This window comes from Mammaliicoccus sp. P-M59, from assembly GCF_022386135.1.
Lineage (GTDB): Bacteria > Bacillota > Bacilli > Staphylococcales > Staphylococcaceae > Mammaliicoccus > Mammaliicoccus sciuri_A.
In genome coordinates this window covers 149,569-161,723 of record NZ_JAJNJJ010000006.1, presented here as the reverse complement: position 1 = coordinate 161,723, position 12,155 = coordinate 149,569, and the positions used below count along the sequence as shown (strand labels likewise).

At 31.5% G+C, this 12,155-nt stretch carries 16 protein-coding genes and 1 pseudogene; all 17 read right to left on the bottom strand.

The features are described from left to right. Positions 1-142: 142 nt before the first annotated feature. The gene (locus LQ617_RS10825; RefSeq protein WP_037589723.1) at positions 143-772 is read right to left on the bottom strand and encodes a response regulator; all 630 of its coding nucleotides are present in this window, start codon (positions 770-772) and stop codon (positions 143-145) included. Between the two features lie 18 nt (positions 773-790). Then, complete coding sequence (locus tag LQ617_RS10820) at positions 791-1,900, bottom strand: GAF domain-containing sensor histidine kinase (RefSeq protein WP_239740405.1); 1,110 nt, start codon at positions 1,898-1,900, stop codon at positions 791-793. Between the two features lie 17 nt (positions 1,901-1,917). Further along, positions 1,918-2,151, bottom strand: a pseudogene (locus tag LQ617_RS10815) (carbon-nitrogen hydrolase); the annotation flags it as partial. A 51-nt stretch (positions 2,152-2,202) separates the two neighbouring features. Then, positions 2,203-3,729, bottom strand: coding sequence for a recombinase family protein (locus LQ617_RS10810; RefSeq protein ID WP_239740404.1), 1,527 nt, complete (start codon positions 3,727-3,729; stop codon positions 2,203-2,205). Beyond that, positions 3,710-4,129 (bottom strand): MarR family transcriptional regulator, encoded by a 420-nt coding sequence (locus LQ617_RS10805; protein WP_239740403.1) that lies wholly within the window; start codon positions 4,127-4,129, stop codon positions 3,710-3,712. Before LQ617_RS10805 ends, LQ617_RS10810 begins: the two co-directional genes overlap by 20 nt. Before the next feature lie 221 nt (positions 4,130-4,350). After that, positions 4,351-4,944 carry a RusA family crossover junction endodeoxyribonuclease gene (locus LQ617_RS10800; protein ID WP_239740402.1) on the bottom strand — a complete coding sequence of 198 codons (594 nt, stop codon included), beginning with the start codon at positions 4,942-4,944 and terminating at the stop codon, positions 4,351-4,353. Further along, positions 4,937-5,140, bottom strand: coding sequence for a hypothetical protein (locus LQ617_RS10795; RefSeq protein ID WP_239740401.1), 204 nt, complete (start codon positions 5,138-5,140; stop codon positions 4,937-4,939). Before LQ617_RS10795 ends, LQ617_RS10800 begins: the two co-directional genes overlap by 8 nt. A 4-nt stretch (positions 5,141-5,144) precedes the next feature. Continuing rightward, a complete protein-coding gene (locus LQ617_RS10790; protein ID WP_239740400.1) occupies positions 5,145-5,903 on the bottom strand; it encodes a pyrophosphohydrolase domain-containing protein in 759 nt (252 codons plus the stop codon). A gap of 24 nt (positions 5,904-5,927) precedes the next feature. After that, the gene (locus LQ617_RS10785) at positions 5,928-6,170 is read right to left on the bottom strand and encodes a hypothetical protein (RefSeq protein WP_239705089.1); all 243 of its coding nucleotides are present in this window, start codon (positions 6,168-6,170) and stop codon (positions 5,928-5,930) included. A 1-nt stretch (position 6,171) separates the two neighbouring features. Then, positions 6,172-6,411, bottom strand: a complete 240-nt coding sequence (locus LQ617_RS10780; protein WP_239740399.1) for a thioredoxin family protein — start codon at positions 6,409-6,411, stop codon at positions 6,172-6,174. A 2-nt stretch (positions 6,412-6,413) separates the two neighbouring features. Next, positions 6,414-7,049: an AAA family ATPase gene (locus LQ617_RS10775; protein ID WP_239740398.1), complete on the bottom strand. Its 636-nt coding sequence runs from the start codon at positions 7,047-7,049 to the stop codon at positions 6,414-6,416. Between the two features lie 77 nt (positions 7,050-7,126). Further along, positions 7,127-8,146 carry a class 1b ribonucleoside-diphosphate reductase subunit beta gene (gene nrdF / locus LQ617_RS10770; RefSeq protein WP_275584056.1) on the bottom strand — a complete coding sequence of 340 codons (1,020 nt, stop codon included), beginning with the start codon at positions 8,144-8,146 and terminating at the stop codon, positions 7,127-7,129. Continuing rightward, positions 8,147-8,929, bottom strand: coding sequence for a hypothetical protein (locus tag LQ617_RS10765; protein WP_239740397.1), 783 nt, complete (start codon positions 8,927-8,929; stop codon positions 8,147-8,149). It abuts the gene before it with no gap. Positions 8,930-8,938: 9 nt separating this feature from the next. Further along, the gene (gene nrdE / locus LQ617_RS10760; protein ID WP_239740396.1) at positions 8,939-11,053 is read right to left on the bottom strand and encodes a class 1b ribonucleoside-diphosphate reductase subunit alpha; all 2,115 of its coding nucleotides are present in this window, start codon (positions 11,051-11,053) and stop codon (positions 8,939-8,941) included. A gap of 26 nt (positions 11,054-11,079) precedes the next feature. Continuing rightward, positions 11,080-11,526 carry a hypothetical protein gene (locus LQ617_RS10755; protein WP_239740395.1) on the bottom strand — a complete coding sequence of 149 codons (447 nt, stop codon included), beginning with the start codon at positions 11,524-11,526 and terminating at the stop codon, positions 11,080-11,082. Between the two features lie 6 nt (positions 11,527-11,532). Continuing rightward, positions 11,533-11,925 (bottom strand): class Ib ribonucleoside-diphosphate reductase assembly flavoprotein NrdI, encoded by a 393-nt coding sequence (gene nrdI / locus LQ617_RS10750; RefSeq protein WP_345773052.1) that lies wholly within the window; start codon positions 11,923-11,925, stop codon positions 11,533-11,535. Positions 11,926-11,966: 41 nt separating this feature from the next. Then, positions 11,967-12,116 carry a hypothetical protein gene (locus tag LQ617_RS10745; protein WP_239740394.1) on the bottom strand — a complete coding sequence of 50 codons (150 nt, stop codon included), beginning with the start codon at positions 12,114-12,116 and terminating at the stop codon, positions 11,967-11,969. Between the last annotated feature and the right edge of the window lie 39 nt (positions 12,117-12,155).

The following is a 12,155-nucleotide window of genomic DNA, read 5'->3' as shown; positions in this document are numbered from 1 at the left end:
AAAGTAAGTAAAATCATTTCTCCCATGTAACATATTATACTTTAAGGGCTTTCATTTTGTAAATTTATTTTTGTAATTTTACATAAAAACGAGTAAGTATTGAATATGACAATACTTACTCGTAAAAATATTATATCTGTAATTAAATTAATAATTGGTGTTCCATTGCATAAACGGCAGCTTGTGTTCTGTCTGATACTTTTAATTTATTTAGTATATGACTGACATGTGTTTTGATCGTTTTTTCAGATACAAATAGTGTTTCTGCAATTTCTTTATTGGTTTTACCTTTCACCAATTCTGCTAATACTTCAAGTTCTCTTTTGGATAATTTATTTTCTCTATGTGGTTTCCGTTCACTTTCAGAAATAACAGACTGTACTTTTGGATGAATTTTCTTCTCACCATTTAATACAGATCTAATTGTTTGAATAAGCGAATCAGGTTCTACATCTTTAATTTCATAACCATCTGCGCCTTTATCAATCGCTGATATGACATGTTCTTCATCATAAAAGCTTGTTAAGACTAATATCTTAATGTTTGGGTATTTCTTCTTCATGATACTTGTGATTTCAATGCCATTCATATCAGGCATAACTAAATCTAAAAGAACGATATCTGGTGATTCATGTTGTTCTAAGTATTCTAGCAATAACACACCACTTGAGAAATCAGCTTGTATATTGAAATCTGGAACAGTATCTAGTAAGAAACTTAATCCTTGTCGCACAATATGATGGTCATCTACTAAGATTATATTATAACTCATGTGTGATACTCCTAACATTTAAAGTGGAATAGAAATCACAATTTCTGTTCCTTCATTCAATTTTGATTTGATATCTACATGTCCCTTCATACCTTGAACACGTTGTTTAATATTTCTCAAACCGTGAGATAGCTTGTTGTCTAAATCTTGGCTTTCAAATCCTTTACCGTTATCTACAATTTTAAATTTAAACGTCTTTTGATTTTGTTCTAGAAATATTTTCGCACTATTTACACCTGAGTGTTTATGGATATTATTTAATGATTCTTGAATAATGCGATAAACATTCTCTTCAATTGTATTTGGCAAATCAATAAGTCCTTCAACTTCGAATTCAGGTTCAATATGAATTAACTGGCTATATTGTTTAATAGCTGAAATTAAACCTTGTTCCAATCCTATCGGTTTCAGTTGCCATATTAGTGCTCTCATTTCATTGACAGCACTTTGACTCGTTTCTTCAATTGTTTGAAAAGCTTTTTTAGCCGCTTCTTGGTCATCAAGACTTTTCGCTGCGTGTGCAGTGATTTTTAAAGAAAATAACATTTGATTAACAGAATCATGTAAATCTCTCGCTAACCTATTTCTTTCATTTATACGAGCTGCCTCTTTTTCTTGATCCGTTAATAATATACGTTTAATCGCAGAGCCGATTTGAAATGCTACAGACTCTAGCAATTCTAAATCTTCTTCTGAATATCGCTTCGTATTTGGTGTCGCAATATTAAGCAATCCAAACTGTTCATTACCAGAACGAAGTGGCACAGTTGCATGATGTGTAATGCCATCCGTCTTGTCATGATGTTCTTTAGTTGCTTTTACAATTCTTGAACATGTAATAATATTTGAAGCTTTCGTCAGTTTTTTATTTTGATATGCTGTTACACACCAACACGTACCTTCTGTCATGTATTGGCAGCTATTATGTGTTAAAGCGGGCGGTAACGCTTCTTCAGCAACAAGCTCATGTTTACCTTCTTCATCAATAAAAAATATCCAACCTGTATGAAAGTTACTGCCGCTTACTAATTTTTTAAGTGCGCCATGCATCATACTATACATTTCAGTCTCTTCATTTAAAAATTCTGCAATTTCTTTTAAAAGGCTTGTACGCGTCGGTTTTTCCATATCAATCACCTTTATTATTATTGATTATACGTAATATTATATACGTCATGTCGTCTATCTCTAAGATGTCTAACAGTTCCGTTTTCTCTACCTCTTCTTAATACTTCTAAGTCAACTTCGCCGATAGCAACCATTTCTAAATTCTCACCTGTTTCACTCACGATACCATCACGAGCAAAACCATAGTCTGATGGAGAATATATTGCTGAAGCACTATATTGGATATCCATATTCTGTGTCGGAAGTGTGTTACGTAATTTTTGTACCATATGTGCAACAAAAGGGTTTATAGACCTATTTCATTAGAGAAAATTTACAATTGTCTCCACTCTATCATTTTTATCTCTGACGAGAGTTACGCTTGAAATTATATCTTTGTATATAGTATTTTTTTCTTCTTCTGAGTAATCATTTTTCTCTAATTGTTTGATTAAATTTTCTATCCTATCTATTCTTTCTAGATTGTCTGAGTTAGAAATACTGTCTAGTCTTTCTCTTAATTTTTCTATTTTGTCTTGATACTCAGCAATCTCAATTCCTTTTTTGTATTGAATAGTTTTCATTTCATCGGCTGAAAATATGTCTTCTAGGAAACCTTCTTTAGCTTTTTCAATTGCGTTTGAAGCTTTATTAATTTTAGTGTTCAACTCTTTTATTTCTTTTTCGTACATGTCAATTTCATCTTGAACATTTTTATCTTCCATATTAAGCGCTAATTTATTCTTCATTATTGTGAGAGAAGTTAGTATTGCATCTTCTACAATATAACATGGAGTTTCTCTGTATCGTTTATCCTCCACTACCAATGAGTTAAAGTTTTTATTTCTTCTTACTGAGTAAGTGTATCCATCTGGAGTCTTAACTAAACCAGATAAAGCGAATGTTTGCCTATAATCACTTCTACGTTTCTGTTGCCTACTTTCAATCTTGTTCACTATAACTTTATGCTCCTCTTCAGTAATCAAAGCTGGGTGAGTGTTGTATACATATTTCCATTCTGATTTAGGATTTGACTTGTATGGATTAGTAATTGAGAATCTATTTTTAGAACGACTTTCAGGTGTTCCTTGAGTCTTATTATAGATACTACAACCAGTATACACTTCATTTTTTAATAAAGCTCTTACAACCTGAGGATTCCATTTGCCACCAGATTTACTTGGAATATTATCCTTATTTAAATCCCATGTGATATCAGTGATTGATTTACCTTCCATAAATTCTGTCTTGATACGTTCTACTATTTTACTTTGCTCTTCATTTATCACTAATCTTTTTGTTTTTCTACTGTAATCATATCCATATGGGTGCTGACCAAATACCCAGTTCCCCATTTGAGCACCAATCTTTTTACCTGTAATAAAACGTTTCTTAGTCTGCTTTAATTCTAATTGAGCTGCAAATCCTCTGAATAACATTGTTTCTTCTGTAGCTTCATCATTAGGATTAAGTAATTGATATGGGTTAGCTAACACCATCATTGTATTAGTTTTCTTCAAGATGTACATTATCTGCTGTTGGTCTTGTGAAGCTCCACGAGATAACCTGTCTTGGTCAAAAGCTAACAGTGCATCAAACTTCTTCGTGTTCTCTATTAAATCCAAAACTTTTACCATTTCGGGTCTATCTACAATTGTGCTACCTGACTTAATTTCTGTGAATAGTTCATAAGTCCAGCCATAAGCTTCGCACAATGCTTTCATAGATGTAATGTGTTTTTCTAAATCTTCTACACCATCACCACGTGACTTACGAGCATACATTGCAACGTGTTTAATTTTCTTTTCTTCTATAAATAAATCTTCATTATTATTTCTCATTGCTTGCATTAGCATCGCCTCCGTATTCAACAGTCTTTTCATATATTATTCTTATAGAAAATGGTGAATCTTCAACTTCATTATCAATAGCTGTTTGTGTCCAATGATTAGATTTGCTAATACCTAACTCTTTTAATGCTCTAGTAATTACAGGAGGAGATACATCTAATTCTCTAGCTATTTCTTTTTGTGTTTTAGTTGAGATATTCTCTGCAATATAATCATAATTTTCTTGAGTTAATATTTGTTTATTTCTTTGATAACCTAATCGTGATATTTTGTGCATAATAGAAGACCTGCTTCTATCTGGAAGAAGTTCTAATAATACACTTGCACGCTCTTCCCAGTTCTTGTGTAAAATTTCTAATTCTTCATCTGTCCATGGTATTGGTATTGCTTTTTTAGCCATAACCATTTCCCCTTTCTTTTTTCTGTGTGTTCCACATTTAATTAGTTAATATCATTATATATCATTTGTAACTTTAGTTCCATAAATAAAAAACACCTATAATTATATAGGTGTTTAACAGTGTTTACTTAATTGTTTAGCTATATGTATTAATACTTCTTCAGGAATATTATCCTGTATGCGTTTAGTTGCTTCATCTATAAGTTTATCATTTCTCTTAATCATGATTTCTTCCCCTTATACTTTGTACAATAAGGTGATTTAGACTCATCATGCATAACTACTTCTTCAGTTATTTTATTCTCTAATGACTTCTTAAGAATAGAGCAAGAACCATTTCTATATCTTGAACATGATTTACAAACTGAATTGAAAGAGTTATATTCTTCCTCATTATCAAATATTCCTACCCAACCAGTTTGTGTAAATGTTAATAGTATTCTTGGGTTCTTACTATCTATGTATGTACGGTCAAATCTAGGTACAATCTTAGAATCGTTGTAATAAACTAAACCAGTTTCTTCTATTGAATCATTAAGAGTTTTTAAGAAGTTATCTACATCACTACCTGCTCTAGTTACATAAGCGATAATGTCCATATAAATATAACCTTCTTTAGTGTACTCTACATCCCAATCTAGGTTGTCACCTTTAGTCATTTGTCTTTCAACATTAAGCATTAGTTCTTCTCTATTTTGTTTACCTTTAGCTGATAATATCTTCTTACCAGTTGGTCTACCTCCAGACCACTGATTAATATACAGTGCATTTAAGGAAGTAGGTAATGGTAATGCTAATCTTGCTTGCTTAGTCATTGTTCAGCTCACGCTTAGTAGGAACTAATTCAACATTTAATGTGATATCTAACTCATTTTCTTCATCAACATAAGGTGTAACTTGGAATGTAATATCTTTAATATCATAATCATCTGATGAGAATACGATGTTTTCAATATTACCTAACGCTTTTAATAATTGTTCTTCTAATTCTGCTTGTATTTTGTTATTCATACTATTAACCTCTTCCATTAATATAGTTTTGTAATTGTTTCTCTGTGCTAGTTGCTTTTTCAATCTGACGTTCAATTTCTGCTTTAATTAAAGGCTCAGGTTGATACTTCTCTTCCCAACCTTCAGGCTTCATAATTTTATTTGTTTCTGGGTGTAAGATAGGTTTGCCATCTGCTCCTAATTTATTCATATTAGCGTTTTGAATGATATCGAAAATAGGTTTAGGGTTAACTCCAGTTTCTACAATAGAACCGTAGTTGATATAGCTAACATCATTTAAAGCATCAGTTTGATGTAATAAGATTTCTTCTTTAGGAAATGTACCTTTAGAGAAACATTTATTCATAGCTTTGTATGCATTACGAGTTAATTCATTTACTAATACTTCAGTTTCAATTTCATCTCCTGCTACAGAAGCCCACAAGAATTCAACTAACTCTTCTACTAAATAATCTGCTCGTTGTTGAGCTCTCTCAGATGTAATTGCTGTGGGTACTTCTGCTACTGGGTGATTAAACGCCTTATGAAATTCTTTAACATCTCGATATGGATTATACGATTTAAATTTCTCTTGTGGTTTGTTGTATGGTCGTAAATCTAAATTATTAAATCTTTCTAATTTAGTAGTACGTGTACCTTCTTCTTTGTTTTGAGAAATGATAACTTCTACTACTGTGATAGCTCCCTCGAAGCCAATTACCTTACCTGTTTGTTTTGTTTTTGTGTTGATTACTACTTGTCCTTTTTTTAATTTCTGAAACATATTATCTCTCCTATTTTTTATATTTTATTTTGTTTGAGTTTCATATAATTCAATTGCTAAGTTATTAAGTTTTCTTCTAGCTGACATACGTCTATACAAACGTTTAAACTTACTTTGTTCATTGAAATGCTTAACTAATGCGTAACATCTATCTAACAAAGCATCTGCTACAAATATAGTAAACTCATCATTATGTAGTGCTAATCTGAAATCTAAATTAATCATCTCAATTTCTTTTTCAATCTCTTCATATGTAAATACCTTCATGTTACTTATCCTCTTGTGCCATTGCGAAAGCTGCACCTTGACCACTTACACGTTTAATTGTTTCACCATTTTCATCTACTTTAATTAGTGTTGGTGTAGACATTACTCCATATTTTGCTGCCATTTCTGGTGTCTCAGCACAGTCTACATATTCAAACTCATATCCTAAGTTACCTAACATTCCTTTTAAAGCCTTACATGGTTGGCAAGTTGGTGAGCCGAATAATAAATTTTTAGTCATAATTAAATATCTCCTTTAGGGTGTATAAATTTTTCAATTGCTTTATCTTTGATTTCATCTGTATATGTAAATAATTCATTTTTAGATAATTCAGAAGTATCAATTGTAGTAGTTACATCAAAAGTATCTATATGTGTTTCTGTATCGTGATGTAAGTCTGTAGGAGTAAAGTTATCTCCTAAAGCATGCATTCGATTAATTCTAGTTACATCATCACATTCAACTTTAATAATAATGAAGTTATTATCTTTGCAGAATTGATATTCATTAGGTTGACGTAAATCAGTGATTATATATACTTGAGGATTATATCCGTATTGTTGTGTATCTTTATTCTTTTTGTTAATGAGTTGTGCTACTTGGTTAACCCAAACATCTTCATTACGCTCACGTAAAGTCTGACCAAACCATTGAAATAACTCTCTAGGTTTCTTACCTTCTGTGAATTCTTCTGGATATAACTCTTTAGATTTAACTTTTAGCGCATCACCAAAAGCTACTTTATTAACATCAAAACCTTCTTTTCTAAACTGTACAGCTAAGTGTCTAGCAACTGTATCTTTACCTGACCTCATCTTACCTGTTAATGCTATGTATATATGTGGTGTTGATTGTCGTTTGATTGTTTGTTGTGTCATATATGCTTTCCTTTCATATTTTTATGAAGAGGGAACAAAGCCCCTCTTATTATTGTTGAGATAAAATACTGATTTTATTATAAGAATTTGTTAGATAACTCATATGATTGAACGTTTTCAAATTCAAAGTCTTTATCTCTTAAGTCTTTGTTGTTAAGTGATAACACATAACCGTCACCTTTAACACTAAAGAAGTCATGGTTTTTAGTGTCTGTATTAAGTCCATTCTCTACTATTGGGTTAAAAGGTTCAGGGTTGAACACTTCATCGAAACCTAAGTTCATTAATGCTCTGTTACCATTGTATTGAATGTATCTAATAACATCGTCTGTTAAGCCAATCTTGTCATATAATGAAGCTGTATATTCGCATTCATTGAAGTATAGTTCATCAAATAACTGCATCATTTCTTTTTTAACATCTTCTTTTTCTTCATCATCAAACTTCTCAAAAATAGATTGAGCTGCATAACCTACTCCTGCACCATGAATACTTTCATCTAAAAGTATCTTACGGATAATTTCACCACTATGAATCATCTTACCTTGTCCAGAAAGTAATAATGGATAATAGAAGCCTGAATAGAATAAGAATGATTCTAAGAATACAGAAGCGACCATTGCCATAAATAATTCTCTATCTGTTGGGTTTTTCTTTAACAGTTTTCTATAATGAGTAGAGATTAAGGTTGTTTTTTTAGTTAAAAACTTATTTTTAGGAACCCACTCATCTAAGTAGTAGTTGGTATCCTTCTGATTTAATAAAGTTGTAAAGATATGGGAATATGATTTATGGTGGATATTCTCCATCATTCCCATGAAAGCAAACACTGATTGCCATACAGGCTGAGGATAATGATATTGAATTAATGGCATACCCTCAGTGCCTTGTGTAGTATCTAAACCTGTTAAACCAGATAACACTTTTACATATGTTTCTTGTTCATCTTGTGATAATGCCTTCCAAGCAGTAATATCTTTAGATGGTTTAAACTCATCTTCAGTCCACATCTGTGCAACGTTTTGTTTCCAGAACGTTAACGCTAATGAATTATCCTTATTCCAATTTGTTGCTCTTGCTTTAATTACTTTTGTCAATTAAACTTCCTCCAGTTGTTTATGTTGTATTTTATTGTTAATATGAATATCAAACTCTTCTTGAGATATCTTTTTAAATTTCCAACCCTTGTAACTTTCTTTTTTACCACTAAAGCATTTATCTATGTATTTTTGATAATGACCTGTTTTCTCACACCATTTCTTCACGTTGGTTGCATAGTGTTTAACTCCATCAGGGTCAATAGCAATAAAACAAGTTGTTGGTGTATTATATCTTTTATGTTTTTGATTACTCTTCATCTCAGTTAACATGCATGTTTCTAAACTATAAATTCTTTCATTTACAGGTATGTTTGATTGTTTAATATCTTTATCAAGCTGCCTGTTTCTACCTAGAAGCATTATATTCTCTGAATAACCATCTATACTCTTAAAGTCTTCTACAAAATTTTTAAATGAGTGCCATCTTTCACAAACCGTCACACCTGCACCACCATATAAATCATAGGCATGATATTTCTTGTTGTAACAACGATTTATCATCATTCTCCAATGAGTATATTCTTTTGGGTATTCATTAGTGTTAATATCATCTAGGTATCCAACTCCGCAATGAGAAGGAGCTCTTTTATCTCTTATATATCCAGATTTTATATAAGCTAAGTGGGTCTCTTTTCTATATCCAGTGTTAAGAAATTCAATAATTATCTCAGTATTAGTCATCTCGACCACTTTATACTCCCCGTAATTTTGAGAGGTAAAAACATCATTAATTTTTATATCACTGTATTTAAGTGTTTCGTAATTCAAACATTCATTCATATAGTTCACCTACACAGCACAGCTAGTACACTCGGCAATACTTAATAATTTGTTTCGTGTGTAATAAAGTGACTTCAAACCTCTGTCATGTGCATAAGCATATAATCTAGCAAGTTTATTAGTTTCAATCTCACTGTTTACAAACAAGATTGTTGATACACCTTGGTCTATCCATTTCTGTGCAACTGCTGCCACGTTAATGATATGTTCATTAGGAATATCGAAAGCAGTTGGTGAATAATACCACATTGTTTCTGCTGATAAATATGGCATTGGATAGAATGTTTCTGAGTTACCATATGTTCTACGCTCTACCGTATCTACTACAGGAGTTAGTGCTGAACTACAGTTAGTTATGTATGAGATACTTTGAGTTGGTGCTATACTTAATCTGTATCCGTTATAGATACCATATTTGTCTACATCTATTGCTAGACGTTGCCAATCTTCTTTAGTTGGGATATATGTATCTTTAAAGATTTCTTTTACTTTATCTGTTACAGGAACAATATCTTCTGTCACTCTACCGTTAACATAGAAGTAATCTCCGTACTCTTTGTCTTTAATTTTGTAATCAGATTTCTCAAAGCCATGGAAAATATCGTTGCGTTCTTTAGCAATTTTCATTGATTCATCTAATGAGTAGTAGTCCATTAACATACAGTAAATGTTGATTAAGTCTAATGATTCTTCTGAGCCATATCTAATCTTGTTCTTAGCACACATACTGTGGAATGACATTACTCCTAAACCTACTGCTCTAATATTCTTATTAGCTTTATGTACTGTAGGTAAGTGTTCAATACGTGAGTTGTTAGCTACGAAAGTCAATGCTCTCATTCCAGTTCTGATTGCTTCTTCTACTTCGTTTTCTTCAATTGATTTAACCATGTTTAGAGAAGCTAAATTACAAATAATATCTTGTCCTAACTTATCTTGCTCATAGTAATCTTTGATATCTGATACTTCCATGTATTGGAAGATTTCAGTACATAAGTTACTCATTTTTACTTCACCAAGCTCATTCAAAGCGTGATTTTTATTTGCATTGTCTTTGTACATAATATATGGATAGCCAGATTGCAATTGAATTTGAGCTATTAGATTTAGCATGTCACGAGCGTTCATTTTTGTCTTAACAATGTTTTCATTGTCTACAAGTTTGTCATACCACTCAGCAATATTAATATCATCTAAAATCACTTCTTTACCATATTCTGCTTGAATTGAGTATGGCTCAAACATATATAAATCTTTATTGTCTTTAGCTAAATCAAAGAATAAAGATGGCACAATTAACCCGATTGATAAAGAAGATAACCTTGCATCGTCATCTGCGTTAATCTTCTTACTGTTTAAGAACTCTACAGCATCATAATGGAAGATGTTTAAGTAAGCTGCCCCTGCTCCAGCCCTAGCTCCTTGTTGGTCTGCATAACCAACTTCACCTTGAATTAGGTTGGCAACTGGAAGAACTCCTTTGGCTGCTCCTTTATTTCCTTTAATTGGTGCACCTCTACCTCTTAATCGAGTTAAATTCACTGCAACTCCACCAGAGATTTTGCTTGCTTGTGATACTTGGTTTTTAATAAACTGAATTGAATTTAAAGTATCGTCCATTGTAAATAAATAGCATGAAGCTAACTCACCACGTCTAGCTCTACCAGCATTAAGATATGTGGGTGTTGCACTTTGCACAGTTTGTTTTGTGTGTGCTTTAACATATCTATAAGCTAAATTAATATCCCCACCTGCTAGGTATAGCGATACGATTACGTTATGTTGTTCAAAATCTTCTAACCATTCTTTTTTATCTCTAGTTTTTAATGCATATGTATCATAGAATTTACTTGCAGCCATAAAGCTTTGGAATTCAAAGCCAAATGAATATGCATACTCTGTTATTCCTAATACCTCTGCTTCTGAATACATATCAAATACATTAATGTAATAATCTTCTTCAATAAGATATCTTAATCTAGCTATTTCATTTGAGAATTTTTTAGTCTTACTATCTACATGTTCTAAGAACAATTTAATTGCTTCCTTATCCTTATGCAGACTTAATTGTCCCATTTTGTCTCTTCTCATTATTTCGTTGTTTTTTTCTATCCATTTACCCAAATTAAATACCTCTAATCTTTTATATTTTATTTTTCAAACGATTCAATATAATCATTTAACTCTTTATCACTCATGTTTCTGATTAAATGAACGTCTTTAATTAATTGTTCTCTTATTGCGTTTCTTGCGTGTTTATAATATTCAATTGATTTATCTGTAATATGTTCTGTATTAGCCTTTATGTTTAACAAATCATCAGCAGTAACAATTACTTCATCTAATTCCTCAGCTAATAACTCATCATCCATTTCTTTTAGCATTGATTCAATTTCTTCATCAGTCATTGCTACTGCTTGATATTGACTATCTTGTTTCTCTGCTAGAAGAGCTAAACTTATTAACTTAACATAAGTATCTACTGCTTTATTCAAACCTTTTTGCTTATCTGATTGTATAAGCTCACTTACTTTTAAAGCTTGTAGCTCACACATTTCAAATATATCTAACAATTCTTTTTTATCTTTCTTACCCAATTTACATCACTCCAATTGTTTGATGTAATTCACTAACTTTTCTACATCACTTTGAGTACCCATCATTTCAAATTTACCAATTAACTCAACATTATATTTCTTAGATATCGTCTCCCCAGACTTTGCAAAGTTTTGTCCCCAGTTTCTGTTTCCTGCACTCATTACTGCAATCATATCTTTATTATGCTTTTCTAAAAATGCATTCACTTCTTCTGGTACTTCACCAAAATTATATGTTGGTGTAATTAATATATATTTTCCTGATTGATACTCACTTAATGTTTTAGTTTGTATATCAATTACTTCTGTTACTTTTTCAACGAATCTTTCAGTCTTTCTAGTTTTCGAATAATAAACGAGCGAAAGATTATCTTTAACTTCAGTATTTGATGTTTTAATTTCTCCAATAACATCACCTTTTATGTATTATATTTTATCTTTTATAGTTCGTAAAAGTTAACTTCTAAATTTTCTAAGAAGTTTTCAGTAGTTTCAATTGATTCAATAAAATCTGTCGTATTGTCCATAGTGTCTTCAGTGTCTAAAAAGTCAAAATTCGTATTTTTATATTGTTCTTCTAATGTAGTCAAGTTCGTATCTCCCGTATATGTTATTTGTTGAACTTTGCT